We start from the raw sequence: 25,161 nt of genomic DNA, 5'->3' as shown, positions 1-25,161 counted from the left end.
TACCTGGCCCCGGTCAGCTGACCGGACCCCCGAAGATGTCGATGCGGTCGCCCTCGGCGAGGCTGACGATCGCGCGCTTGGTGTCCTTGCGCTTGCCCATGCCGTAGCGGGTGCGCCGCGACTTGCCGGGGCGGTTGATCGTGTTGACCGAGGTCACCTTCACGTTGAACACCTGCTCGACCGCGATCTTGATCTCGGTCTTGTTGGCGTCCGGACGGACGATGAAGGTGTACTTGTTCTGGTCGAGCAGGCCGTAGCTCTTCTCGGAGACCACGGGCGCGATCAGGATGTCGCGCGGGTCGTAGTGCAGCGTGCTCACTGGGCAGCCTCCTCGGTCTTCGTGGCACCGACGAAGGTGTCGTACGCGGCCTTGGAGAAGACCACGTCGTCGGCGGCCAGCACGTCGTACGTGTTGATCTGGTCGACGGCCAGGATGTGGACCTCGGGCGCGTTGCGCAGCGACAGCCAGGCGACGGTCTCCGTGCGGTCGAGCACGACGAGGAACTTCGGGCGGTCGGACAGCGTGGCCAGCGCGGCGAGGGCGGCCTTGGTCGACGGCTTGTCGCCCAGGTCGAACTCGACCACGTGGATGCGGTCGTTGCGCGCCCGGTCGGAGAGGGCACCGCGCAGCGCGGCGGCCTTCATCTTCTTGGGGGTGCGCTGGTCGTAGGACCGCGGCTGCGGGCCGTGGACGGTGCCACCGCCGGCGAACTGCGGCGCCCGGGTCGAGCCCTGGCGGGCACGTCCGGTGCCCTTCTGCTTGTAGGGCTTCCGGCCACCGCCGCGGACCTCGCCGCGGGTCTTGGTGGCGTGGGTGCCCTGGCGGGCGGCGGCCTGCTGGGCGACGACGACCTGGTGGATCAGCGGAAGGTTGACCTCGACGTCGAAGATCTCGGCCGGCAGGTCGACCTTGACAGTGTTGACAGCCATGCTCAGGCCTCCTTGCCAGACATCTGGGACTGCTTGGCAGCCGAGCGGAGGACCACGACGCCACCCTTGGGGCCGGGGACGGCACCCTTGAGGAGGATCAGGCCCTTCTCGGTGTCGACCGCGTGCACGGTGAGGTTCTGGGTGGTGACCGTGTCGGTGCCCATGTGGCCCGCCATCCGGACGCCCTTGAAGACGCGGCCCGGGGTGGCGCAGGCGCCGATCGAGCCCGGCTTGCGGTGGTTGCGGTGGGCACCGTGGGAGGCGGAGACGCCGGCGAAGCCGTGACGCTTCATCGTGCCGGCGAAGCCCTTGCCCTTGCTGGTGCCGGTGACGTCGACCTCGTCGCCCGCGGCGAAGGTGTCGACCGGCACCTCCTGCCCGACCGTGTAGGACGCGGCGTCGGAGGTGCGGATCTCGACGAGATGACGGCGCGGGGTGGTGCCCGCCTTGCTGAAGTGACCCGCCTGCGGCTTGGTCACCTTGCGGCCGTCGATCTCGCCGAACCCGACCTGGACGGCGTTGTAGCCGTCGGTCTCGGGCGTGCGGACCTGGGTGACCACGTTGGTGCTCGCGGCGATCACGGTCACGGGGACGACGCGGTTGTTCTCGTCCCAGAGCTGGGTCATGCCGAGCTTGGTGCCCAGCAGCCCCTTCACGTTGCGTTCGATAGTCATCTTGGCGACCTCAGAGCTTGATCTCGATGTCGACGCCGGCCGGCAGATCCAGCCGCATGAGCGAGTCGACCGTCTTCGGGGTGGGGTCGATGATGTCGATGAGGCGCTTGTGGGTGCGCATCTCGAAGTGCTCGCGGGAGTCCTTGTACTTGTGGGGCGAGCGGATGACGCAGTACACGTTCTTCTCGGTCGGCAGCGGCACCGGGCCGGCGACCTTGGCACCCGTGCGGGTGACCGTGTCCACGATCTTGCGCGCCGAGGTGTCGATCACCTCGTGGTCATAGGCCTTGAGCCTGATGCGGATCTTCTGTCCCGCCATCTGTCTCTCTCGTCCTTCTCGTAAGCGTTGCCGCGTGCGTTCCGGGACGTCCTCCGGTTTGAGTAGGTCCCGCCCCGTCACTCCGACCACCTGCCGGCTCCGACCCCCGCGGTCGGGCGTGTCGTAATGCTTGCGCACACGACTCCGCCCGTCTCGGCGAGGGACTCACCTGCAGTTGTCTGGCGGCACCCGGGGGATCTCCCAGGTTCGAATCGCGTTGGTCGGGATGGACGCACGTCGATCACCGACCACACTTCCGGGACAGAGCCGTGGGCCCCGTTCTGGAGACGCGATTCAGTAATCAAGATGTGCCGCACCCCGGCGACCCGCCGGAGCAACTAGTGAATCTTGTCAGATTCCCGGGCGTGTCTCCAAATCTGCGCCCTCGCAGCGGTGCGCCGGGGGCTGCGAACATGGCCGATGTGACCGAGATCGCGCCGCTGTGGGACTTCGACGACCCGGCCGGCTCCGAGCGTCGCTTCCGGGCGGCCGCGGAGTCCGCGTCGGGCGAGGAGCGGACGATCATGCTCACACAGGTCGCCCGCGCGCTCGGCCTTCAGGAGCGCTACGACGACGGGCACGCGCTCCTCGGCTCGCTGGCGCCGCACTCCCCCGAGGCGACCGTCAGGGTCGGCCTCGAGCGCGGGCGTCTGCTCCGCTCGGCGGGTCGGCCAGAGGAGGCCCGCCCGCTCTTCGAGGCCGCCGCCCGGGCTGCCCGCGACGCCGGGCTGGACGCCCTCGCGGTCGACGCCCTGCACATGGTCGCGCTCGTCGTACCTCCCGAGGAGCAGCTCGCGGTCGGCGAGCAGGCGCTCTCTCTCGCGCGGGGCTCGGACGACCCGGCGGCGCGCGACTGGGACGCCTCGGTCCTCAACAACATCGGGATGGTCCACGCCGACGCCGACGACTTCGAGGCCGCCCTCGGCTCGTTCCAGGAGGCGCTGGCCGCCCGGGAGCGGATCGGCGCCGACGGCCGCACCCGCGAGGCGTGGTGGATGGTCGCCTGGGCCCTGCGCAATCTCGGCCGCTCCGAGGAGGCGCTCGCCATCCAGCGCCGCCTGCGGGACGAGCACGAGGCCGCCGGCACCTCCGACCCGTACGTCGACGAGGAGCTGGCGCTCCTCGAGGGCGGGGAGTGACCGAGGGCAGGCCCACTCCCGGTGGCCCCGACCGTGCCCGCCCAAAGTGTCACGGTGACAGGTCGCGCCGTCGGTGACACCTCGCAACTGTCACCGACGAAGTGAGCTGTCACGGTGACAGTTCGGAACTGTCACGGTGACACTTTGGGGGCGACCCGGCGGTAGAGCAGGTCGGTGATCGTCCTACCCCGTGCGACGCCCTTGCGCTCGAACTTCGTGACCGGGCGCTCCTCCCAACGGGGTACGACGCCGCCGGCCAGGCGCGGCTCGGCATCGAGCACCTCGCGCATCTGCTCGGCGTAGTCGGCCCAGTCGGTCGCGAGCCGCCAGACCCCGCCCGGGACCAGCCGCTCGGCGAGCATCGCAGCGTTGGCCGGGTTGACCAGGCGGCGCTTGTGGTGGCGGGTCTTGTGCCACGGGTCCGGGAAGAACGTCCACAGCTCGCTGACCGTCCCGTGCACGACGAGGTGCTCCATCGACCAGACCGCGTCGACGCTGCACAGCCGCACGTTGGCCGCACCCGCCTCGGCCACGCGCGCCAGCGTCTCGGCGACACCCGGGCGCCACACCTCGAGGGCCAGCACGTTGTGGTCCGGCCGGGCGGCGGCCAGGGCGGCCGTCGCCTCCCCCACGCCCGAGCCGATCTCGACCACGAGCGGCGCCTCGCGCCGGCCGGGGCCGAAGGCGTCGGCGAAGGTGAACCCGGGCTCGTCGACCGCCTCGTCGGGGATCACCCAGGCCTCGGCGTACGCGTCCCACGCCGCCTGCTGCTTGGGAGTGAACCTGCTCCCCCGGCGGGCGTACGTCAGCACCTCCCGCATCCGTCGGCCGTCCTCCATCAGCTTGTGGTGGGGACGGGCGGGTCGTACGTCGCTCATGTCTCCTCGAAGTGCTGTCACGGCCGACTCAGCACCAGGATCGTGTGGTCCAAAGCGAAGGGCCCCCTCGCCTCGCGGCTCGGGGACCCTCCACGTTGGATCACACGGTCACTTGATGATCTTGGTGACGCGGCCGGCACCGACGGTGCGGCCACCCTCACGGATCGCGAACCGGAGGCCCTCGTCCATGGCGATGGGCTGGATCAGCTCGACGGACATCTCGGTGTTGTCACCGGGCATGACCATCTCGGTGCCCTCCGGAAGGGTCACAACGCCAGTCACGTCAGTCGTACGGAAGTAGAACTGCGGACGGTAGTTGTTGAAGAACGGCGTGTGGCGGCCGCCCTCCTCCTTCGAGAGGATGTAGACCGAGCCCTCGAACTGGGTGTGCGGGGTCGTGGTGCCCGGCTTCGCGACGACCATGCCGCGCTCGACGTCCTCGCGCTTGGTGCCGCGGAGGAGCAGACCGACGTTCTCACCGGCCTGGCCCTCGTCGAGCAGCTTGCGGAACATCTCGACGCCGGTGACGGTGGTCTTCTGCGAGCCCTCGCGGATGCCGAGGATCTCGACCTCCTCGCCGACCTTGACGATGCCACGCTCGATACGACCGGTGATGACGGTGCCACGACCGGTGATCGTGAAGACGTCCTCGACCGGCATCAGGAACGGCTTGTCGGTGTCGCGCTCCGGGGTCGGGATGTAGTCGTCGACGGCCTGCATCAGCTCGGCGACCGACTCGCCCCACTTCTCGTCGCCCTGCAGGGCCGGGAAGGCGGCAACGCGGACGACCGGGATGTCGTCGCCCGGGAACTCGTACTCGTTCAGGAGCTCACGGACCTCCATCTCGACAAGCTCGATGAGCTCCTCGTCGTCGACCATGTCGCACTTGTTGAGGGCGACCACGATCGCCGGCACGCCGACCTGGCGGGCGAGCAGGACGTGCTCACGCGTCTGCGGCATCGGGCCGTCGGTGGCGGCGACCACGAGGATCGCGCCGTCCATCTGGGCCGCGCCGGTGATCATGTTCTTGATGTAGTCGGCGTGACCGGGGCAGTCGACGTGCGCGTAGTGACGCGCCTCGGTCTGGTACTCGACGTGCGCGATGGAGATGGTGATACCGCGCTGACGCTCCTCGGGAGCCTTGTCGATCTCGTCGAACGGCGTGAACGGGTTCAGCTCCGGGAACTTGTCGTGCAGCACCTTGGTGATCGCCGCGGTAAGAGTCGTCTTGCCGTGGTCGATGTGACCGATGGTGCCGATGTTGACGTGCGGCTTGGTCCGCTCGAACTTCGCCTTAGCCACTGTGGGCTCCTCCTGGTGTGTTTTCTACTTGACTCGTACTGAGTGTGTGTAACCGAGGCCGGTGCGATTACTCGCCACGGACCTTCTTGATGATCTCGTCGGCGATGTTCGTGGGAACCTCGGCGTACGAGTCGAACTCCATCGAGTACGAGGCCTGACCCGAGGTCTTGGACCGCAGGTCGCCGACGTACCCGAACATCTCGGACAGCGGGACGAGCGCGTTGACGACGATGTCGCCGTGACGCTCCTCCTGCGCGCGGATCTGGCCGCGGCGGGAGTTGATGTCGCCGATCACCGTGCCGAGGAAGTTCTCGGGCGTGGTGACCTCGACGGCGAACATCGGCTCCAGCAGGACCGGCTTCGCCATGCGGGCGGCCTCCTTGAAGGCCTGGTTGCCGGCGATCTTGAAGGCGAGCTCGGACGAGTCGACCTCGTGGTAGCCGCCGTCCTCGAGCGAGACCTTCACGTCGACCATCGGGAACCCGGCGAGCACGCCGAACTCCATGGCCTCCTGGGCGCCCTGGTCGACCGAGGGGATGTACTCCCTCGGCACCCGGCCGCCGGTGACGTTGTTGACGAACTCGTAGCCCGCACCCAGGCCGGTCTCCGGGTCGAGGTTCGGCTCGATCGAGATGATGACCTTCGCGAACTGGCCCGAGCCACCGGTCTGCTTCTTGTGGGTGTAGCTGTGGTTCTCCACCTTGCGGCGGATGGTCTCGCGGTAGGCGACCTGCGGCTTGCCGACGGTCGCCTCGACGCGGAACTCGCGCTTCATCCGGTCGACGAGGATCTCCAGGTGGAGCTCGCCCATGCCGGCGATGATCGTCTGGCCGGTCTCCTCGTCGGTCTTGACGGTGAAGGTCGGGTCCTCGTCGGAGAGCCGCTGGATCGCCATGCCCAGCTTCTCCTGGTCGCCCTTCGTCTTGGGCTCGATCGCGACCTCGATCACCGGGGCCGGGAACGTCATCGACTCGAGGACGACCGGGTTGGACGGGTCGCACAGCGTGTGACCGGTCTTGGTGTCCTTGAGGCCCATGACGGCGACGATCTGGCCGGCGCCGACCGACGCGATCTCCTCACGCTTGTTGGCGTGCATCTGGTAGACCTTGCCGATCCGCTCCTTCTTGCCGGAGACGGAGTTGAGCACGGTCGAGCCCGCCTCGAGCTTGCCGGAGTAGACGCGGACGTAGATCAGCTTGCCGAGGTGCGGGTCGGACGCGATCTTGTAGGCGAGGCCGGAGAACGGCTCCTCGTCCGAGGGCTTCCGGGCGATCTCGGTCTCCTCGTCGCCCGGCTTGTGACCGACGATCGCGTCGATGTCGAGCGGCGAGGGGAGGTAGTTGACGACCGCGTCGAGCAGCGGCTGGACGCCCTTGTTCTTGAAGGCGGTGCCGCACAGGACCGGGTTGACCTTGTCGGCCAGCGTCGCGCGTCGGATCGCGGCGTTGAGCTCCTCGACGGAGATCTCCTCGCCCTCGAGGTACTTCTCCATGATCTCGTCGTCGGCCTCGGCGAGGGTCTCGAGGAGCTTCTCGCGGTACTCCTCGGCCTGCTCGGCGAGCTCGGCGGGGATCTCCTCGACCTCGTAGTCCTCGCCCATCTTGGTCTCGCCGCGCCAGGTGAGCGCGCGCATGCCGACCAGGTCGACGACGCCGAGGAAGTCGGACTCAGCACCGATCGGGAGCTGGAGGACCAGCGGGGTGGAGTTGAGGCGCTCGACCATCATGTCGACGCAGCGGAAGAAGTCCGCGCCGGTGCGGTCCAGCTTATTGACGAAGCACATCCGGGGCACGGAGTACTTGTTGGCCTGGCGCCACACGGTCATGGTCTGCGGCTCGACGCCGGCCACGCCGTCGAACACGGCGACAGCGCCGTCGAGGACACGCAGCGAGCGCTCGACCTCGGCGGTGAAGTCGACGTGACCCGGCGTGTCGATGATGTTGATCTGGTGGTTCTTCCACCAGCAGGTGGTCGCGGCGGAGGTGATCGTGATGCCGCGCTCCTGCTCCTGCTCCATCCAGTCCATCGTGGCAGCGCCCTCGTGGACCTCACCGATCTTGTAGGTGATGCCGGTGTAGAACAGGATGCGCTCGGTGGTGGTGGTCTTACCGGCATCGATGTGAGCCATGATGCCGATGTTGCGGACGACCTTGAGGTCCGTGGTGATGTCGACAGCCACTGTCTGTGCGTTCCTTAGAAGTCGGGATTGGCGGGTGAAGCGGGGCGCCCGGAGGCGTTCCGTGCTGGCGCCCCGCCTGTGGTCACCAGCGGTAGTGGGCGAAGGCCCGGTTGGACTCAGCCATCTTGTGGGTGTCCTCGCGCTTCTTCACGGACGCGCCGAGGCCGTTGCTGGCGTCGAGGATCTCGTTCATGAGCCGCTCGGCCATCGTCTTCTCGCGGCGGTCCTGCGCGTAGCCGACCAGCCAACGCAGCGCGAGGGTCGTGCCGCGGGTGCCCTTCACCTCGACCGGGACCTGGTAGGTCGCACCGCCGACGCGGCGGGACTTGACCTCGACGGCCGGCTTGACGTTGTCCATGGCGCGCTTGAGCGTCACGACGGGGTCGGTGCCGGTCTTCTCGCGGCAGCCCTCGAGGGCGCCGTAGACGATGCGCTGCGCGACCTGCTTCTTGCCGTCGATCAGCACCTTGGAGACGAGCTGGCTGACCAGCTGGGACCCGTAGACCGGGTCGACGTCGATCGGCCGCTTCGGAGCGGGACCCTTGCGAGGCATCTCACTTCTCCTTCTTGGCGCCGTAGCGGCTACGGGCCTGCTTGCGGTTCTTGACGCCCTGGGTGTCGAGCGTGCCGCGGATGATCTTGTAGCGAACGCCGGGAAGGTCCTTCACACGACCGCCGCGCACGAGCACGATGGAGTGCTCCTGAAGATTGTGACCGACGCCCGGGATGTAAGCGGTGACCTCGACGCCGCTCGAGAGGCGCACACGGGCGACCTTCCGGAGGGCGGAGTTCGGCTTCTTGGGCGTGGTGGTGTAGACGCGGGTGCAGACGCCGCGGCGCTGCGGAGACCCCTTCAGGGCAGGCGTCTTGTTCTTCGACACCTTGTCCTGGCGGCCCTTGCGGACCAACTGCTGAATGGTGGGCACCTGGTGGTTCCCCTTCTTTTTCTGCTCTCACTACGCGGCGATCTGCCCCGCAGGACCGTGCTGCCGTTTCCGGCGTCGTGTCCGGGTGGTGCACTACCAACCGGTGTCGTCTCACCCCCGAGGTCGGGCGTGTCGCCCTACCTCACACACGATGGTCGCAGCGAAATCCTTGCGATCACGAGCGTGGGGCGTGGCACCCGGGGTCCGAGGTCTGGTCCCTCCGACTTCCCTACTGTTTCGAGCAGGACCGGGCACGCGCAACGGCCTGGTTGTCCCAGACACGTGGAAAAAGGCTACCGGCCTGCGTAGAAGGGGTCAAAACGCTGCGATGCCGCTCGCTGAGCCTGGTCAGGACGAGGATCGCGAGCGCGACGCCGAGGAGGGTGAGCACGCCGCCGCTCCACAGCGACCAGCGTGCGCCGAGGTGCTCGCCGACCCAGCCGATGATCGGCGCGCCGATCGGGGTCCCGCCCTGGACGACGGTCATGTAGAGGGCCATCACGCGGCCGCGCATCTGCGGGTCGGAGGCCAGCTGCATGGTGGCGTTGGCGCTGTTGAGCAGGGTGAGGGTGCAGAACCCGATCACCGGCGAGAACAGCGCGAACGAGACGAACGTCGGCATCGAGCCGCCGACGATCTCGGCCAGCCCGAAGCCGCCGGCGGCGAAGGCCAGCAAGCGAAGCGGGATCGTCGTACGACGGGCGGCCATGAGCGCCCCGGTCAGCGAGCCGATCGCGAGGGTCGAGCCGAGGATGCCGAACTGGCCGGCGCCCTTGCCGAACACCTGGGTGGCCATCAGCGACGAGGTCACCTGGAAGTTCATGCCGAAGGTGCCGGCGAAGAAGACGAGCACGAGGACGTAGAGCATCTTCGGCTGGGTGCGCACGTAGGCGACGCCCTCGCGCAGCGCTCCCGCCGTACGGGAGCGGGTCTTCGGTGTGTTGAGCAGCCGCGTGTCCATCCGCTGCAGCTGCAGGATGACGGCAAGGTAGGACACGGCGTTCATCAGGATGACCCAGCCGGTCGCGTCCGAGCCGCCGCCGAACGCGGCGATCAGCAGGCCGGCCAGCGCCGGGCCGAGGATCCGGGCGGTGTTGAAGCTCGCGGAGTTGAGGCCGACGGCGTTGGTGAGGTCGTCCGTGCCGACCATCTCCGAGACGAACGACTGCCGGGCGGGCACGTCGAAGGCCGAGCCGATGCCGAAGAGGAAGGCGATGACGTAGACCATCCAGATCTCCGCCACGCCCGCCAGCGCGAGCACGCCGAGCAGGAACGAGGTGGCCGCCATCGCGGCCTGGGTCACCTGGAGCATCCGGCGCTTGGGGAAGCGGTCGGCGACGACGCCGGCGTACGGCGTCAACAGGAGGACCGGGAGGAACTGCAGTGCGGTGACGATGCCGAGGTCGGTGCCGCCGCCGTGCAGGGGCTTGAGGACGAGCCAGTCCTGTGCCGTGCGCTGCAGCCACGTCCCCGTGTTGGAGACCACGCTTCCGGCAAGGTAGAGCCGGTAGTTGTGATTGCGTAGCGCGCGGAACGTGGGACTCACGAGGTGGCGATCTTCTCCAGGATTGGTGCGGCCCGGCGGATCAGGTCGATCTCGGCGGGGGTGAGCTCTGACAGCCTCTGGGCGAGCCAGGCGTCGCGGCTGGCCCGGTCGGCCTTGACGGTGCGACGACCTCTGTCGGTGATCGAGACGAGCACCTGGCGGCGGTCGACGTCGCCGGGACGGCGGACGACGTAGCCGCCCTCCTCGAGGAAGTTGACCGTCCGGGTCATGCTGGGCGGCTGGACGCGCTCGCGGGTCGCGAGCTCGCCCAGTGTCATCTCCTCGTTGGCGAACAGGGCGGCGAGGACCGCCATGCTGCCGAGTGACAGGTCGTTGTCGGGGTGACGCTCGTTGGCGAGGCGGCGACGCAGCCGCATGACCGAGATGCGCAGCACGGCCGCCAGTCCGGCGTCGGTCCGGGCGATGCTCTCCACGGTGGGCATGTCATTAGCGTAACTCATTACCGTCGCTAATCATTCCTCGTCGCCCGCCTCGGATTCCGCAGGTCAGGGAGGGTTAGCATGCGGTCATGGCTGACGACGACGGCGTGCGCGAGGAGCTCCCGGAGATCCCTCCGCTCGACGTCGACGGCGTCCGCACCATGGAGGTCGGCACGGTGCTGTGGGCGCTGGCGTTCGTCGCCCTGCTTCCGTTCTACGGCCGGCTCGACGAGAACGGTCACGGCTGGCTGCTGTGGACCTGCCTCGCTGGCGTCGGGCTGGGTGCGTTGGGCGTCGAGTGGTGCCGCCGGCTGCGGGCCAGGCGGCTCGAGTCCGGCGACCAGTCCCTCTAGCCCTCTAGAAGGACTCGACCTCGTCGATCGTCAGCGTGTCGAAGACCGGCTCGGGCAGCGGCTTCGGCTCGTGCTTCTTGGCCAGCCGCACCTCGGAGTGGGCGCCGCAGCCGTGGTCGAGGCTCACGACGCGGCCGTCGTCGTTGGCGTCGCCGTTGGCGCAGACGCCGAAGTACGCCGCCAGGTGACCGGTGAGCCGGAGCAGGAAGCCGCAGCTGTGGCACTGGTCTGGCGCGGCCTGCGCGAGCGGTGAAGAGGGGCCGCCGGCTCCGGCGTACCACCGCTCGGCGGCGAGGTCGAAGCCCTCCGGTGAGAGCGTGCGGACGCGGCCGAGGCCGAGGTCCTGGGCGACCTGGCGGATCTGGGCCTTGTCGTCGGAGTCGAGCGGGTCGTCGCCGAAGGAGTACGTCGGGACGAGCCGCGGGTCGTCGTCGGCGACGGGCAGCAGGTCGCCCGGCGACAGGTCACCGGGCTCGATCCGGTCGCGGTACGGCACCCAGACGGGCGCGACGATGGCGTCGCCGCCGGGGACGAGCACGATCTCGTCGACGGTCACCGGCGAGTCCCCCGGGGCCTTCGCCACGGTGACCGACCAGCGCCACCCGACGTAGCCCTTCCGGGTGCAGTCGAAGAGGTGCGTGACGACCAGCTCGTCCTCGACGACGGGACCGAGGTAGTCCCCCACGTCCGCCGCGGGCACGTCGGAGACGAGCGCAGCACGGGCCTCGTCGACGGCGCCGACGGCGGCCGGGTCGCCGTGTCGGGGGTCGGTCGGGGTGGCGGTCGTGGTCACGGGCACATCCTCACCCATGAGGCCCGCGGCTGTCAGGTCGGGGGTCGTGTCGTCCGGCCGCGGTCGTCGGCAGGACAGGGCAGGATGGGAGGCATGAGCTCCACCGGCCCCGACCAGCGCTGGCGCGATCCGCACCCGCAGGACAGCGCCGCGCACGGGGTCGAGGGCGGCACTCGCGGGGCCTCGGCGAAGGCGGCGGCCCGCGCCGTCGGCCGGGGCGCAACGGCGACCGCGCGCGGCGCCCGGCGGGCCGGCCGGTTCGCGTTCACGACGGCCCGCAGGGCCGCCGACGCCCAGGGCGCCGCCGCGTCGGGGCTCAACCGGCTCATCGAGATGCACGCGTTCAACACGGCGGGGGACGCGGCCGTCGCGATCTCGCTCGCCGGGTCGCTCTTCTTCTCCATGCCCGGGAGCGGCGGGGAGAGCTCCCGGTCCCACGTCGCGCTCTTCCTCGGCCTCACGATGCTGCCGTTCGCGATCGTCGCGCCGCTGCTCGGGCCGTTCCTCGACAGGTTCGCCCACGGCCGGCGGTGGGCGATCGGCGCGACGATGGGGATCAGGGCGTTCCTGTGCTGGATCCTCGCCGACGCGATCACCAGCGAGTCGGCGGCGATGTTCCCGTCGGCGCTCGGCGTACTCGTCATGTCCAAGGCGTACGGCGTGACGCGGGCGGCCGCGGTGCCGAGGCTGATCCCCGAGGGCTTCACGCTCGTGAAGGCCAACGGCCGGGTGTCCATGTCGGGGATCGTCGGCGTCTCGGTCTCGGCGCCGATCGCGGGGCTCTGCACGCTGGCCGGCGCCGACTGGGTGCTGCGCTACGCGACGGTCCTGTTCATCGTGGCGACGGTGCTGGCGATCCGCCTGCCGGGCAAGGTGGACAGCAGCCAGGGCGAGGGCACGCTGTCGTTCACCGGTGACGGCGCCACGTCCGAGGCGCGCGAGCGCGCGCGCGAAGAGGACACACAGCCGATCGCGCGAGCGACGTCGGCACCGCGCCGGACGAGGCGCCCGCGGGTGCGGATCCCGCACTCGGTCGCCTTCGCGCTGCGGGCCAACTGCGCGCCGAAGTGGCTCTACGGGTTCCTGCTGATGTTCATGTCGTTCCTGCTGCAGGAGCACCCGATCAACGGCTGGAGCCCGACCCTGCTGCTCGGCATCGTGGCCGGCGGCGCCGGCGCGGGGAACCTCCTGGGCGTCGTCGCGGCCTCGCTGCTCAAGCGGATCAAGCCGCAGGTCACCGTGTCGGTGGTCATGGTCGTCGACGCGGCCGCGGTGCTCGTCGGCGCGCTCTTCTACGGCATCCTGACGCTCGCGGTCATCGGGCTCGTTGCCGGAGCGGGTCAGGCGCTGGCGAAGTTCTCCCTCGACTCGACGATCCAGCGTGACGTGCCGGAGCGGGTGCAGACCAGTGCGTTCGCCCGGTCCGACACCACGCTCCAGCTGGCCTGGGTCGTCGGCGGCTTCGTGGGGATCGGGCTGCCCCTCAACGCCCGGCTCGGGCTGTGGGTCGCGTTCGCCGTGCTTGCCGCGTGGGCGTTCTACGTCCTCGCCTCGCCCCGGCCGCGGGTCGCCGTCGACCAGGCCTGACAGTCCGCGGCGACCGGGCCCGCCAGAACCGGCGACTCGACGGGTCGGAAGTGCCGAGTCGACCGGTCAGAACTGGCGACTCGACGAATCAGAGCAGGTCGAACTCGTCGGCGAGCCGGCGCAGCCCCTCGCCGACCTTCTTGGCGACCTTGGGGTCGGGGTGGCGGCCGTGGCGGTAGCCGTCCTCGATGCGCTCGAGGATCTTGGTGAGATCCTCGACGATGGCGACCATCTCGTCGGGCTTCTTCCGCTTCGCGGCGGCCTGGTTGCGCGAGACGGAGGCGGGCTTGTCGAGGATGCGGACCGAGAGCGCCTGGTCGCCGCGGCGGCCCTGCGCGATGCCGAACTCGACGCGGGTGCCGGACTTCAGGGTCTTGGCCGCGCCGGCGGGCAGGGCGTCGGCGTGGACGTAGACGTCCGGCCCGTCGTCCTGGGAGAGGAACCCGAAGCCCTTCTCCGCGTCGAACCACTTCACCTTGCCAACAGGCACCGGTCTGACCCTTCTCGTCGTACGTGAACCCGGCCTCGGGGGGCCGGGCAGGGTTGAAGCCTAGGCCATCGGGCCAACCTCGTACGCCGGTGTTTCCGTCCCGGCGCAGGACGGCACGTCCGGCCCCGCCGGGCTCAGCCGGCGGGCTCGAGGTCGCCGTCCCGCTCGTCGAGGCCGGACTCGTCGAAGAGGCCCGCGAAGAGGAGCAGGAGCATGAGGATCGAGGAGATCCCGAAGATGGGCATCGCGAGCGAGAACGGGTCGGTGCCGGCGCTCGCGGTCGCGAGGTCGAGATGCTCCGTGGACGGGTGCACCACCATCGCGAACATGCCCGTGTAGTGCATCGCGCAGACACCGAGCCCCATGACGACGGCGGCGACGATCATGACCGAGGTACGCCGCAGGTTGAGCGCGAAGTAGAGCGCCAGGGTCGCCGCGACGACGGCGATGACGATCGAGATCCCGACGACGGTCGGTCGCCACTGCATGGCACCGGTCATCTTCATCGCCGACATGCCGGTGTAGTGCATGACGCAGACGCCACCGCCGGTCACGAGCCCGCCGACGACGTACCCGGCGACGCCGGTGATCCGGATCGCGAGCGTCATGCCGATCGCCGAGGCGACGATCGCGAGCAGCAGGGACAGCACCGTCACCTTGATGTCGAGCGTGTAGACGGTGCCGCTCTGGTAGGCCAGCATCCCGATGAAGTGCATGGACCAGATCGCGCCGCCCCCGATCGAGACCGCCGCGGCGAGCAGCCAGACGACCGACGCGCCGCCCGTACGCCGACGGGCGCGGCCGGCGCAGGTCAGTCCGCACCAGGACCCGAAGACGGAGATCAGGAACGACAAGGCGACCAGCGACGGGTCGAACGACCCGAGGCTGACGGATTCGGACATACCGGACATGTGACGTGCTCCCTCTGCAGTTGTCCCCCGCGACGGTCCCCGCGATTCCCTCGCGGATCCGGCGCGTCGCGACCGGATCCGAATCCCCCGGCGGCGTAGCGTACGGGATTTCCTCGCGGCGCGTGATCCACAGCACCCGTTGGAGTTATGGCCCGGTTATGCCTTAGGTTGACGGCTGCCATCCAGGGACGTCGGCCCGTCCGGCGCCCGGGAAACCACTGACCGGTGCCGTCCTCGAGGAGGAAGACGCCGGTCGTCTATCTGGTAGCGGGGGCATCGCCAGGAGAGGGAGCAATGGCCGAGCCGTCGTACACGCGCACCGCCGACCGGAAGACCAGGAGTGCCTGGCGCGGGATCCGCCCGCGCCTCATCGGCATCCTGCTGGTGCCCACGATCGCCGCGCTCGGCTTCGGGGCCCTGCGGATGCAGGCCGCCGTCTCGGAGAGCTCCGACGCCGCCCGCGCCGAGAGCATCGCCGACGCCCTTCCCGACAGCTTCAGGCTCGCCATCCAGCTGACCGTCGAGCGCGATGCCGGCAGCTCCGACATCCCCGCCGAGACGCTCGCCAAGATCCAGGGAGCCACCGACAAGTCGATCCGCTCGTGGCAGGCGAAGCTCCCCCAGGTCGACTTCTCGGACGACGCCGGTCTGCGCCACGACCTGATCGTCGCCGACGACACGCTCGACAAGATCGACGCGCTGCGCAAGCAGCTCGCCGACCCGGCGACGCGCACCAAGGCACAGCGCCAGTACACCGTCACGCTCAACGACCTCTTCGACCTCGCCGGTCACCTGCCGGCGCTGAGTGACGGCGACGTCTTCACCGAGAGCGAGGCGCTCGGCGAGATCAGGACCGCGTCGGAGGCGCTCGGTGACGAGAGGGAGCTGATGACGAAGGCGCTGGCCGCCGGCCACATCAGCATCGCCGACCTCGCCGCGCTCGCCCGCGCGGAGAGCACGTGGACGGCGGTGAGCACGAACTACTACGAGCACACCTCACCCGCCGCCCGGGCCGCGTTCGACAAGGTCACGGACCGGACCACGGAGTACGGCTCCGGCGGCGTGCCCGCGCAGGGCGCCGTCGACAAGCTCCTGCGGACCGGTGATGTCAGCAGCCTGGGCGTCACGCTGCCGCAGTGGCAGAAGGCGTACTCCGACTTCGTGACGAAGATGCAGGACGTGATCGTCCGCTCGGCGACCGACATCGCGGACGACGTGAGCGCGAGCCGCGAGGACGCGCAGCGCTCCGCGATCATCAACGCGGTCGTGATCTTCCTGGTGCTCTTCGCCGCCCTGGGCGCGGCGATGCTCGCCGCCCGCTCGATCCTGCGGCCGCTCGCCCGGCTGCGGCTGGCGGCGCTCGGCATCGCCCACCGCGAGCTGCCCGGCCGGGTCCGCGAGCTCGAGCGGGCCGACGGGCCGGTCGACGTCTTGGTGGAGCCGCTCGGCATCGGCGGCCGCGACGAGATCGGCGAGGTCGCGGAGGCGTTCGACGCCGTCCACGCCGAGGCGGTCCGGCTCGCGGGCGAGCAGGCGCAGATCCGCGCGAACGTCAACAAGATGTTCGTCAACCTCTCCCGCCGCAGCACGAGCCTGGTCGAGCGCCAGCTGCGGCTCATCGACCAGCTCGAGGCCAACGAGCAGGACCCCGAGGACCTCGCCAACCTGTTCCGCCTCGACCACCTCGCGACCCGCATGCGCCGCAACGACGAGAGCCTGCTGGTCCTCGCCGGCGGCGACAACGGTCCGACCGCGCGCGGCGACGTGCCCGTCCTCGACGTGCTGCGCGCCGCCGCCTCCGAGATCGAGCAGTTCGCCCGCGTCGAGATCGACTCGGCCGAGACCGCGGAGTTCCGCGGCCAGGTGGCCGGCGACCTCGTCCACCTGCTCGCCGAGCTGATCGAGAACGCCACCAACTTCTCCCCGCCGGACACCCCGGTCGTGGTGGGCACCGGGCGTACGCAGCCGGGCAACCAGCTGCTCATCGAGATCCGCGACCAGGGCATCGGCATGACGCCGGAGGAGCTCGCGGCGGCCAACACCAAGCTGCGGCGTACGACGGGGCTCGACGCCGACGTCGCCCGGATGATGGGCCTGGTCGTGACCTCGCGACTGGCCGCCCGCCACGGGCTGGCCGTCGACCTGGTCGCCAACAACCCGCGCGGCGTCGTCGCGCGGGTCGTCGTCCCCGACACCGCCTTCGCCGGCCGGGCCGAGGACCCGCGCTCCGTGCTGCCGTGGGCGCAGGAGCGCCCGCAGGTGCCGACTGAGGCGTCGTTCCAGGGCACCGGACACGAGCAGTCGCGCCCGTTCGAGCAGGCGTCCCAGCAGGCGCTCCAGCAGCCGTCCCGGCCGCCGCAGCCACCGCAGCCGCCGAGCGGGCTGCCGGTGCGTACGCCGGGCAGCGCGCCCGGGATCGCACCCGACGCCACGCCGTGGAGCACGCCGACCGTCACTCCGGCGACCGGCCCGACGCCGGCGTACGGCGTTGCCCCGGCCGCCACGACCGGCGAGAACTGGTTCGCCGGCACATCCGCCGCGACCGGCCGGCCCGAGGCACGGCCGGTGACGCCCCAGCGCCGCGACCCGATCGTCGACCTGCTCGGGCCGTCCGCGCTGGACCTGCCCGCCGAGGTCCAGGACGACGACGTCTCGCCGATCTTCGAGAGCCTGGAGTCGGAGTGGTTCCGGCGCCGTCCGCTCAACGCCCGCCGGCCGCACCCCGGCGCCCCGACCAGCAGGAGGACCGGATCCGTGGCCGCCGACGACACCGCCGAGAACGGCCTCGGCGGACGCGACCGCCGCGGCTGGGCGTCGCCGGGTGACGAGGGCTGGCGCCGTGCGGCCGAGCTCGAGCGGCAGCAGGAGCGCCGCCCGGCCGCGGTCACGGCCGGTGGCCTGCCGGTGCGCGTGCCCGGCCAGAACCTCATCCCGGGTGCCGCGCCGGCCACCGAGCACGCTCCGGCCCAGCCGCAGCGGGGGCTCGACCCGCGTCGTACGCGCGGCCTGTCCAGCTTCCAGCAGGGCGTCAGCCGCGCCCGCAGCACGACCGACCAGGCAGACCGCCACCCCCGCAACGACTCCCTCAACGATCCGCTGACCGACCCCCTGAACGACCCCCTGAACGACGAGGAGCAGCAGTGACGGCCCCCGCAGGACTCGACTGGCTCATCGACAGCCTCACGCAGAGCACCCCGGACATCGCCCATGCGATCCTGGTGTCCGCCGACGGCATGCCGATGGCGAGCTCGGTGGACTTCCCGCCCGACCGCGCCGACCAGCTCGCGGCGATCACCTCGGGCCTCACCAGCCTCACCCAGGGCGCGGCCCGGTGCTTCGCCGCCGGCAGCGTCCAGCAGATGGTCGTCGAGATGGACGGGGGCTACCTCGTCGTCATGGCCGTCGGCGAGGGCTCCAGCCTCGCCGCGCTGGCCAGCCCGGACTGCGACCTGGGCCAGGTCGGCTACCAGATGCAGCTGCTGATCGCGCGCGTCACCACCGCACTCACCCCCGCCAACCGCTCCGCGCTGGATGGCGCGTGACATGACCTGAGGACCGACCGTGAGCAACACCCCCGAGCCGCTGCCGATGGTCAGGCCGTACGCCCTGACCGGAGGCCGTACGAAGCCCACCCGCACCTACCCTGTCGAGGCCCTGGTCCGGACCGAGCGCTACTCGCTCGACGGCTACGTCCGCTCCCCCGAGGAGCGGAAGATCGCGGAGCTGTGCCGCGAGAGCCGGTCCGTCGCCGAGGTCGCTGCGCTGGTGAGGGTCCCGCTCGGGGTGGTGCGCGTGCTCATCGGTGACCTCGCCGACCGCGGCGTGGTCGAGGTCCACACCCAGACGATCCCGGACTCCGTGCCGGACACGGCGCTGCTCGAGCGCGTGCTCACCGGCCTGCGAAACCTCTGAGTAGGAGAACTGCGTGATTCCCGATACGCGAGCGGCGACCACCTCGGCGAAGATCGTGATCGCCGGTGGGTTCGGCGTGGGCAAGACCACCTTCGTGGGCTCGGTGTCCGAGATCGTCCCGCTGACCACGGAGGCCGTCATGACCTCCGCCAGCGAGGGCGTCGACGACCTGTCGGCGGTGCCCGACAAGACGACGACCACCGTGGCCATGGACTTCGGCAGGGTCTCGCTCGACTCCGACCTGATCCTCTACCTCTTCGGTACGCCGGGCCAGAACCGGTTCTGGTTCATGTGGGACGACCTCACCCAGGGCGCCATCGGCGCGGTCGTCCTCATCGACACCCGCCGGCTCGCCGACTCCTTCGGCGCGATCGACTACTTCGAGTCGCGCAACGTGCCTTTCGTGGTGGCCCACAACGTCTTCGGGGCCGACCAGCACTACACGGCCGACCAGATCCGGGAGGCGCTCGCGCTGCGGTCCGAGGTGCCGATCGTCAGCTGCGACGCCCGGGACCGCGAGTCCACGAAGCGGACGCTGATCTCGCTCGTCGAGTACGTCCTCTCGATGGTCACCCGGCGGAGCACGGCCCCGACGTACTGACGGGGTGCCGGCACGCACTCAGTCGGCCAGCTGCGGGACGAGCGTCGCGGCGCCGACGGCGAGGCCGGCCAGGTCGGCGGCCAGCATGAGGAGCACCCACAGCAGCGAAGGTACCCGCGTCAGCCGGGCCAGCTGATCGGCGTCCGACCCGCGCCTGCCTGCCTTGCCCCGGCCGAGGAGCTCGAGCAGCGGCCGGGGTGCGGCGAGGAGCAGCAGCCACGCGACGAGGTAGGCGATCACCGACTGCACCTGCCCGGCGGCGTACATGCTGACGGCGGCGAGGCCGGCGCCGAGCACGACGACGGTCAGGAGGCCGTAGCCGTTGCGCACCCAGACGAGGATCGCGAGCAGGACGAGGACGAGCAGCCAGAGCAGGCCGAGGGCATGGCCGGCGGCGAGCAGCAGGGCGGCCATCAGCCCGAGGAGCCCTGGCGCGACGTAGCCGGCCGCCAGCATCAGGACCATCCCCGGGCCGCGTGGCCGCCCGCGCGAGACGGTGACGCCGGAGGTGTCCGAGTGCAGCCGGATGCCGGCGAGGCGGCGGCCGACGAGGACGGCGACCAGCGCGTGGCCGGCCTCGTGGACGACGGTGATGCCGAGCCGGACCCGGCGCCAGGTCGCGTGGTGGAGGACGAGGACGAGCGCCACCGCGCCCGTCGCGACCACCAGTCCGGGGTCGGGCAGCGGCTGGGTGGCGGTCGCGTGGTCCCAGAGCCGGCGGAGGGCGTCGGTCACCGCTCGGTGAGGGCCTCGTTCATCGACCCCGACCGGAAGCCGCGGGGGTCCACGGCGGCCGCGGGGAACCCTGCGACGACGACGGCGCCCACGACCCGCTCCTCCAGCCCGGCGTCGAGCGGGAGCAGGTCGCGGTCGAGCTCGACCGAGGCCCGGTCGCCGAGATCGCGGACCCGCAGGTCGCGCAGCCCGGAGTCCGCGAGCAGCGCGCGTACGGCGGACTCGGCCCGCTCGACGCGCGCGAGCCGCCCCGGCGAGACCTCGACGCCGTACGCCACCCGGGAGGAGAGGCAGGCCGCCGCGGGCTTGTCCCAGGTCGGCAGGCCCCAGCGGCGGGAGGCCTCGCGGACCTCGGCCTTGGTGAGGCCGGCGTCGCGCAGCGGCGCGATCGCACCGCGCTCGGCCGCGGCCCGGATCCCCGGCCGGAATCCGGCGCGGGCGTCGTCGGCGTTGGTGCCGGTGGCGACGTGGGCCAGCCCGAGCTCGGCGGCCAGCGGCACCAGGGTGTCGAGCAGCTCGGCCTTGCAGAAGAAGCATCGGTCCGGCCCGTTGGCGCGGTAGCCCTCGCGCTCCATCTCGTGGGTGCGCGGTGTCAGCAGGCGTACGCCGAGGTCACGGGCGAACGCGGCCGCGGGGTCGCGCTCGGCCATCGGGAGGCTGTGGGAGTAGCCGGTCGCTGCTGCGACGCTGTCGGCGCCCAGCGCACGCACGGCCGCGGCCAGCAGGAAGGCGCTGTCGGCGCCGCCCGAGTAGGCGACGAGCACGCTGCCGCGCTCCGTCAGATCCGCCTCGAGCGCGGCGAGCCGGGTGGTCAGGAGGTGCTCGTCGGGCTGGGCTGACATGCCGCCGACCCTAGCCGAGCGTCTCGGTCAACCACGGAGTGGCTAGAGTCCCGCCGTGACCATCGACGCTCCCGAGACGACCAAGCCGAAGCGAAGCGGACCCGTCCGGGTCGTCGTCGAGACGGTCGTCCTCGTGGTGGTCGCCGTCGTCCTCGCGCTGATCGTGAAGACCTTCTTCGTGCAGGCCTTCTACATCCCGTCGATCTCGATGGAGCCGGGGCTGCAGATCAACGACCGGATCCTGGTCGAGAAGCCGTCGTACTGGTTCGGTGGCTCCCCCCAGCGCGGCGACGTCATCGTGTTCGCCGACCCGGGCGGCTGGCTGGACGCCGACGCCGACGCGGCCCCGGCGAGCGGGGTGGGCAAGGTGCTCGCCAAGGTCGGGCTCTATCCGACCGGCGGCCACCTGGTGAAGAGGGTCATCGGCGTCGCCGGAGACACCGTGCACTGCTGCGACGACCAGGGCCGCGTCGAGGTCAACGGCCGGCCGCTGGACGAGGACTCCTTCATCGCCCGGCAGGAGGAATGCGACGGGCCGATGGAGCAGTCCGACGGGACCTACCGCGGCGGCTGCCGGGGCTGGACCGCGAAGGTCCCGAAGGGCCGGCTGTTCGTCATGGGCGACAACCGCGGGGACTCCGCCGACTCCTCCTACCACCTGTGCAGTCCGACGCAGCAGAGACGGGCGAAGACGAGCGCGGCGATGGCGCGCCGGTGCGCCGATGCGTACGTCCCGACCTCCCTCGTCGTCGGGAAGGTGGTCGCGCTGGTCTGGCCGGCGTCGCACTTCTCGTTCCTGCACCGGCCGGCGACGTTCTCCGCCGTACCGAGCCCGTAGCTCAGGCCTCGCGCACGACCTTCATCTCGCGGTCGCCGAAGCGGACCCGGTCGCCGTGGACGAGCGTCGCCGGCTTGCGGGCGCCGAGCGGACGGGCGGCGCCCTGGCGGATCAGGGTGGTCCCGTTGGTCGAGCCGCGGTCCATGACGACCAGCGCGCCGTCGGGGACGACCTGGAACTGGGCATGGGTCTTCGACAGCGACATGTCGTGGGAAGTCAGCGCGACGAGGTGGGAGACCTGCTCGCCGGGGCGCGGCTCGGGGCCCCGACCGACCAGGGCGAGGCCCGACACCACGAAGCTCTCGCCGGTGTCGAACGAGACCCGCCAGCGCGCCTGCGGAGCGGGTGTCGGCCGTGGCGCCTGAGGTACGCCGCCGGCGGGCTGGGCCGGGGCCGGCGGCTTCGGCGTCCGCGCCGGAGGCGGTGGCGTCGGTGCCGGTGCCGGTGCCGGTCGCTGGGACGCCGGTGTCGGCGGCTGCGGCATCTGGGGCAACGGCTGCGCGGGCGTGGCCGGCTGCACCGGCGGCGCCGGCCGTGGAGCGGGCGGTGATGCGGGGGCGGCGGGCGCCGACGGAGCCGGAGGCGCGCCCTGCGTGGCGCCGCCCGGGACCGACAGCGGCCGGAGCTGGATCGGGTGCGAGCCGGTGAAGGTCGACTCCCGACGGGCGGACGTGGCCGTCGGCTCTGCGGCCTGCGGGGCGGGCATCAGCCGCATCGCGGTGAGGTTGACGACCCGTCGAGGCGCGGGCGCCTCCTCCGGAGGCGCCTCCGGCTGCGGGCGTACGTCGACGACGACCGTCCCTGCGAGGGTGTCGTGCCAGCCGCGCCGGTGCCCGGTGCCGTCCACCGAGGCAACCCAGGCGAGCGTCGACGTGCCGATGCCGAGTGTCGGCAGGGTCGCGACGCCGAGCACGGCCTGGCGCAGCAGTGCCTTCGCGAGCCCGACCGGGCGGCCGCTCTCGATGCCGACGACCTTCAGGCCGAAGAGGCTCTTGCCGGGCGTCGCGCCGGCGAGCCCGGTCATCAGCGAACCGACGAACCACACGGCGAGCACGACCACGCCGATCAGGACGATCCCGAGCAGGACCCTGTCGTGGCGGAGGAACAGCGCCCAGGCCCCGACCCCCGCCGCGGCGTACAGCACCCACGCGATCAGCCGGTCGACGGCGAACGCATAGAACCGACGATCCGGCTCGGCGACGATCAGCGCCGCGGCCGGCGCCTGGACGAGGTGGGTCACGGTTGGGTGACCCGGATGGTGAGCCCGTCGCCGAGGTCGATCACGGCGCCGGGCATGAGCTGGACGGGTACGCCGGGACGCAGCTCCTCCGCGGGCAGCCCGGGCTGCACGAGCAGGGTGCCGTTGGTGGAGCCGAGGTCGGTGACGACGGCGGCACCGTGGTCCACGCCCGTGCCCGGGCGGATCTCGCAGTGGGTCGAGGAGATCTCCTGGTGCGGGCTCGGGACCGTCACCAGCAGCGGCTGCTCGTCACGCCCGAGCCGGGCCGCCTCGGGTGCCCGGCCGACCAGGATCGAGCGGTCGACGTCGATCCGGTCGCCGTGGGAGAACTCCAGCCGTGCGACGGCGTACGCCGTCACCTTCGGGGCCTCCGGCTGGCCCGGGATGCCGGTCGGGCGCGCGTAGTCGCCCGCCGCCGGCGCGCCCGCCTGGGTCAGGCCGTCGTGGTCGTCGGCGCGAGGCTGGGCGGCCGCGGGCTCGTCAGATGGCTCGGCGGGCGGCTCGTCAGATGGCTCGGCCGGCGGCTGGATCGGCGGCTGGATCGGCGGCTCTGCCGGCGGCGGAGGAGGCGCGTCCCACGAGGGAGTGAGGCCCGGCGGCGGTGGTGGCGGCGGCGCGGACGGCGGAGGCGGCGGGGTCGGCGCGCCGGGCGCACCAGGGGCGCCCGGAGGCGGGAACGCGGGCGGGGGTGGCGGGAAGCTCGGTGCCGGACCGAGGTCCTCGGCGGGCTCGACCGGTCCGTCGGCCTCGAGGACGTCGCCGGTCTGCCACTCGCCGAGGCGCTTGTCCGTCGGGACGTCCTCGTCCCACTCCTCGGGCTCCTCGGGCTCCTCGGCCTCGCCCGGCTCTTCCGGCTCCGCCGCCTCGAGCGGCTCGGAGGGCTCGCCGGGCTCCTCGGGCTCAGCGAACGCAGCGGGCTCAGCGGCGGCCTCGGCAGGCTCCTCGTCGAACAGGCCCTCGATCGGGTCGGTGAGCGGGTCGGGGGTGCGCGGCGACTCCGCGGCCACCTCGGGCTCGGGGGCGTCGGCGTCGGGGACGGGAGCCACGACGGACAGCCCCGGCGGGGGCCCGGTCGGCGGTCCCGTCGGCGGTCCCGTCGGCGGTCCGGTCGGCGGTCCGGTCGGCGGAGCCGTCGGCGGTCCGGTCGGTGGAGCCGGCGGAGCACCGGCCGACGCGGCCGGTGACTCGACGGGCGGGCCCGGCCGCGCCTCGGAAGCGTCAGCGGCCGACGCCGCGGCCGGCTCGGGCTTCGCGGCGGGTGACTGGATCCCCGAGACCCGCACCAGGCCGCCGACGAACTCGCGCGCCGGGCCGGAGGGCTCCTCGCCCACGTCGACGGACATCGCGCTCACGTCGGTCAGGGACCGCTCGGTCCAGGTCGCGGCGCCGGTGCCGTCGACCGACACGCTCCCGTCGGCGGTCTCGAACGTCGCGACCGCCTCACCGCGCACCACGACCCGGGTGATGTCGTCCTGCTTCGCGACGAGGACGAACCCGGTGAGCGTCCTCAGCCCGGAGGAGACGAGCGCGTCGAGCACCTCGTCGAAGCCGGCGCCGTCGTCGACCAGCGCCCACAGCGACCCCGCCCGGCCCTTCTCCGAGGGCGGGAGGAGGACGGTCGCGTTGTCACCGACGATGCCGAACCAGCTGCCCGGGGTGTAGGACGTACCGGCGGCATCATTCACGGACTCACTCACGGAAGGACTCCCAGCTTCTGCTCCAGGCTCGCGCGCTGCTGCGCGGAGTCGTAGGGGTTCTCGTCGACCAATCCCACCACATCGACGACGACCGCCGTGGCGTTGTCGCGGCCGCCCGCCGCCACCGCGGCGGCGACCAGTCGCTCCGCGGCGTCGCGGGCATCGGTCGACTCGGCGAGGATCCCGGCGATCTCCGGGTCGTCGATCATCCCGCTCACCCCGTCGGAGCACAACAGCAGCCGCGCCCCCGGCGGGAGCACGGCGTGGAAGAAGTCGGGGGTCGACTCGGCGAGGCCGCCGAGGGCACGCGTGACGACGTTGCGGTCGGGGTGGTGGGCGGCCTCCTCGGCGCTGAGGTCGCCGGCGTCGACGAGCTCCTGGACGAGGCTGTGGTCGACGCTGATCTGCGACAGCTCGCCGTCGTAGAAGCGGTAGATCCGCGAGTCGCCCAGGTTGGCGATCAGCCACTGCGGCCCGGCCGAGCCGTCGACGAGGAGGGCGGCGACGCAGGTGGTCCCGGACTGGAAGTCGGCGGAGCCGCGGGTGCGCTGCTCGGCGACGTACGTCGTGATGCGGTGCTGCGCAGCGTCGAGGGCGGTCGTGATCGCGTCCTGCCCGGTGTCCGGGTCGTAGCGCTCGCCGCCGAGCTTGGAGAACTCCTGGACGACGATGTCGCTGGCGATGTCGCCCCCGTCGTACCCGCCCATGCCGTCGGCGACCACGAACACCGGCGGCGCGGCGAGGTGGGAGTCCTCGTTGATCTCGCGCACGCGCCCCACATCGGTGGCGGAGCCGTGGTGGACGACGAGCTTCTTCACCGGCACCCCCC

At 71.3% G+C, this 25,161-nt stretch carries 27 protein-coding genes; 8 read left to right on the top strand and 19 right to left on the bottom strand.

Annotation, left to right across the window (positions count from 1 at the left end; all coding sequences use genetic code 11):
• Positions 1–13: 13 nt before the first annotated feature.
• The 4 genes from rplW to rpsJ are packed head-to-tail and all read right to left on the bottom strand — an operon-like array spanning position 14 to position 1,923.
• The gene (gene rplW, locus ABLE53_RS10035) at positions 14–319 is read right to left on the bottom strand and encodes a 50S ribosomal protein L23 (protein ID WP_348858718.1); all 306 of its coding nucleotides are present in this window, start codon (positions 317–319) and stop codon (positions 14–16) included.
• Positions 316–930: a 50S ribosomal protein L4 gene (gene rplD / locus ABLE53_RS10030; RefSeq protein WP_348858717.1), complete on the bottom strand. Its 615-nt coding sequence runs from the start codon at positions 928–930 to the stop codon at positions 316–318. Before rplD ends, rplW begins: the two co-directional genes overlap by 4 nt.
• A 2-nt stretch (positions 931–932) precedes the next feature.
• Positions 933–1,604 carry a 50S ribosomal protein L3 gene (gene rplC / locus ABLE53_RS10025; RefSeq protein WP_348858716.1) on the bottom strand — a complete coding sequence of 224 codons (672 nt, stop codon included), beginning with the start codon at positions 1,602–1,604 and terminating at the stop codon, positions 933–935.
• Between the two features lie 10 nt (positions 1,605–1,614).
• Positions 1,615–1,923 (bottom strand): 30S ribosomal protein S10, encoded by a 309-nt coding sequence (gene rpsJ, locus ABLE53_RS10020; RefSeq protein ID WP_008360994.1) that lies wholly within the window; start codon positions 1,921–1,923, stop codon positions 1,615–1,617.
• Positions 1,924–2,336: 413 nt separating this feature from the next.
• On the opposite strand from rpsJ, the gene ABLE53_RS10015 reads away from it, so the two are divergent.
• Entirely contained in the window at positions 2,337–3,062 is a 726-nt protein-coding gene (locus ABLE53_RS10015) for a tetratricopeptide repeat protein (RefSeq protein WP_348858715.1), read from the top strand.
• A 131-nt stretch (positions 3,063–3,193) separates the two neighbouring features.
• Here ABLE53_RS10015 and trmB read toward each other — a convergent pair whose 3' ends face one another.
• From trmB to ABLE53_RS09980, 7 genes are all read right to left on the bottom strand, one after another.
• On the bottom strand, positions 3,194–3,940 hold the full coding sequence (gene trmB / locus ABLE53_RS10010) for a tRNA (guanosine(46)-N7)-methyltransferase TrmB (protein ID WP_348858714.1): 747 nt from the start codon (positions 3,938–3,940) through the stop codon (positions 3,194–3,196).
• Positions 3,941–4,048: 108 nt separating this feature from the next.
• Complete coding sequence (gene tuf, locus ABLE53_RS10005; RefSeq protein ID WP_348858713.1) at positions 4,049–5,242, bottom strand: elongation factor Tu; 1,194 nt, start codon at positions 5,240–5,242, stop codon at positions 4,049–4,051.
• A gap of 67 nt (positions 5,243–5,309) precedes the next feature.
• Positions 5,310–7,370 carry an elongation factor G gene (gene fusA / locus ABLE53_RS10000; RefSeq protein ID WP_425474864.1) on the bottom strand — a complete coding sequence of 687 codons (2,061 nt, stop codon included), beginning with the start codon at positions 7,368–7,370 and terminating at the stop codon, positions 5,310–5,312.
• Positions 7,371–7,503: 133 nt separating this feature from the next.
• On the bottom strand, positions 7,504–7,974 hold the full coding sequence (gene rpsG, locus ABLE53_RS09995; RefSeq protein WP_348858711.1) for a 30S ribosomal protein S7: 471 nt from the start codon (positions 7,972–7,974) through the stop codon (positions 7,504–7,506).
• 1 nt (position 7,975) lies between these two features.
• Positions 7,976–8,347, bottom strand: coding sequence for a 30S ribosomal protein S12 (rpsL, locus tag ABLE53_RS09990; RefSeq protein ID WP_028660598.1), 372 nt, complete (start codon positions 8,345–8,347; stop codon positions 7,976–7,978).
• Positions 8,348–8,576: 229 nt separating this feature from the next.
• Positions 8,577–9,893: an MFS transporter gene (locus ABLE53_RS09985; protein WP_348858710.1), complete on the bottom strand. Its 1,317-nt coding sequence runs from the start codon at positions 9,891–9,893 to the stop codon at positions 8,577–8,579.
• Complete coding sequence (locus ABLE53_RS09980) at positions 9,890–10,336, bottom strand: MarR family transcriptional regulator (RefSeq protein WP_348858708.1); 447 nt, start codon at positions 10,334–10,336, stop codon at positions 9,890–9,892. The genes ABLE53_RS09985 and ABLE53_RS09980 overlap by 4 nt, the downstream gene beginning before the upstream one ends.
• A gap of 86 nt (positions 10,337–10,422) precedes the next feature.
• Here ABLE53_RS09980 and ABLE53_RS09975 point away from each other — a divergent pair, with 86 nt between their 5' ends.
• Positions 10,423–10,686: a DUF2530 domain-containing protein gene (locus tag ABLE53_RS09975; protein WP_348858707.1), complete on the top strand. Its 264-nt coding sequence runs from the start codon at positions 10,423–10,425 to the stop codon at positions 10,684–10,686.
• Between the two features lie 4 nt (positions 10,687–10,690).
• On the opposite strand, the gene ABLE53_RS09970 is transcribed toward ABLE53_RS09975, so the two are convergent.
• Entirely contained in the window at positions 10,691–11,497 is an 807-nt protein-coding gene (locus tag ABLE53_RS09970; protein WP_425474855.1) for a DUF3027 domain-containing protein, read from the bottom strand.
• 75 nt (positions 11,498–11,572) lie between these two features.
• Here ABLE53_RS09970 and ABLE53_RS09965 point away from each other — a divergent pair, with 75 nt between their 5' ends.
• A complete protein-coding gene (locus ABLE53_RS09965) occupies positions 11,573–13,066 on the top strand; it encodes an MFS transporter (protein WP_348858705.1) in 1,494 nt (497 codons plus the stop codon).
• Positions 13,067–13,154: 88 nt separating this feature from the next.
• On the opposite strand, the gene ABLE53_RS09960 is transcribed toward ABLE53_RS09965, so the two are convergent.
• Positions 13,155–13,556 (bottom strand): cold-shock protein, encoded by a 402-nt coding sequence (locus tag ABLE53_RS09960; RefSeq protein ID WP_348858704.1) that lies wholly within the window; start codon positions 13,554–13,556, stop codon positions 13,155–13,157.
• A 134-nt stretch (positions 13,557–13,690) separates the two neighbouring features.
• Positions 13,691–14,458, bottom strand: a complete 768-nt coding sequence (locus ABLE53_RS09955; protein WP_348858703.1) for an MHYT domain-containing protein — start codon at positions 14,456–14,458, stop codon at positions 13,691–13,693.
• 303 nt (positions 14,459–14,761) lie between these two features.
• Here ABLE53_RS09955 and ABLE53_RS09950 point away from each other — a divergent pair, with 303 nt between their 5' ends.
• Genes ABLE53_RS09950 through ABLE53_RS09935 form a run of 4 tightly spaced genes read left to right on the top strand, consistent with a single transcriptional unit; the run spans position 14,762 to position 18,980 of the window.
• Positions 14,762–17,611: a sensor histidine kinase gene (locus tag ABLE53_RS09950; protein WP_348858702.1), complete on the top strand. Its 2,850-nt coding sequence runs from the start codon at positions 14,762–14,764 to the stop codon at positions 17,609–17,611.
• Positions 17,608–18,009: a roadblock/LC7 domain-containing protein gene (locus ABLE53_RS09945; RefSeq protein WP_348858700.1), complete on the top strand. Its 402-nt coding sequence runs from the start codon at positions 17,608–17,610 to the stop codon at positions 18,007–18,009. The genes ABLE53_RS09950 and ABLE53_RS09945 overlap by 4 nt, the downstream gene beginning before the upstream one ends.
• Before the next feature lie 19 nt (positions 18,010–18,028).
• On the top strand, positions 18,029–18,379 hold the full coding sequence (locus ABLE53_RS09940) for a DUF742 domain-containing protein (RefSeq protein ID WP_348858699.1): 351 nt from the start codon (positions 18,029–18,031) through the stop codon (positions 18,377–18,379).
• Between the two features lie 13 nt (positions 18,380–18,392).
• Entirely contained in the window at positions 18,393–18,980 is a 588-nt protein-coding gene (locus tag ABLE53_RS09935) for a GTP-binding protein (protein WP_348858698.1), read from the top strand.
• An 18-nt stretch (positions 18,981–18,998) separates the two neighbouring features.
• Here the strand turns inward: ABLE53_RS09935 and ABLE53_RS09930 are convergent, their stop codons facing one another.
• Both ABLE53_RS09930 and larE read right to left on the bottom strand, forming a co-directional pair.
• Positions 18,999–19,715, bottom strand: coding sequence for a M50 family metallopeptidase (locus ABLE53_RS09930; RefSeq protein ID WP_348858697.1), 717 nt, complete (start codon positions 19,713–19,715; stop codon positions 18,999–19,001).
• Positions 19,712–20,557, bottom strand: coding sequence for an ATP-dependent sacrificial sulfur transferase LarE (gene larE, locus ABLE53_RS09925; RefSeq protein WP_348858696.1), 846 nt, complete (start codon positions 20,555–20,557; stop codon positions 19,712–19,714). The genes ABLE53_RS09930 and larE overlap by 4 nt, the downstream gene beginning before the upstream one ends.
• 55 nt (positions 20,558–20,612) lie before the next feature.
• On the opposite strand from larE, the gene lepB reads away from it, so the two are divergent.
• The gene (lepB, locus tag ABLE53_RS09920; RefSeq protein ID WP_348858695.1) at positions 20,613–21,395 is read left to right on the top strand and encodes a signal peptidase I; all 783 of its coding nucleotides are present in this window, start codon (positions 20,613–20,615) and stop codon (positions 21,393–21,395) included.
• A 1-nt stretch (position 21,396) separates the two neighbouring features.
• Here the strand turns inward: lepB and ABLE53_RS09915 are convergent, their stop codons facing one another.
• Genes ABLE53_RS09915 through ABLE53_RS09905 form a run of 3 tightly spaced genes read right to left on the bottom strand, consistent with a single transcriptional unit; the run spans position 21,397 to position 25,150 of the window.
• Entirely contained in the window at positions 21,397–22,635 is a 1,239-nt protein-coding gene (locus ABLE53_RS09915; RefSeq protein WP_348858694.1) for an RDD family protein, read from the bottom strand.
• Positions 22,632–24,332: an FHA domain-containing protein gene (locus tag ABLE53_RS09910; protein ID WP_348858693.1), complete on the bottom strand. Its 1,701-nt coding sequence runs from the start codon at positions 24,330–24,332 to the stop codon at positions 22,632–22,634. Before ABLE53_RS09910 ends, ABLE53_RS09915 begins: the two co-directional genes overlap by 4 nt.
• Complete coding sequence (locus ABLE53_RS09905) at positions 24,329–25,150, bottom strand: PP2C family protein-serine/threonine phosphatase (RefSeq protein WP_348858692.1); 822 nt, start codon at positions 25,148–25,150, stop codon at positions 24,329–24,331. Before ABLE53_RS09905 ends, ABLE53_RS09910 begins: the two co-directional genes overlap by 4 nt.
• Between the last annotated feature and the right edge of the window lie 11 nt (positions 25,151–25,161).

The sequence above is a fragment of the Nocardioides asiaticus genome (genome assembly GCF_040049175.1).
GTDB classification, from domain to species: Bacteria; Actinomycetota; Actinomycetes; order Propionibacteriales; family Nocardioidaceae; genus Nocardioides; species Nocardioides cheoyonin.
This window is presented reverse-complemented; position numbering and strand designations above follow the sequence as displayed.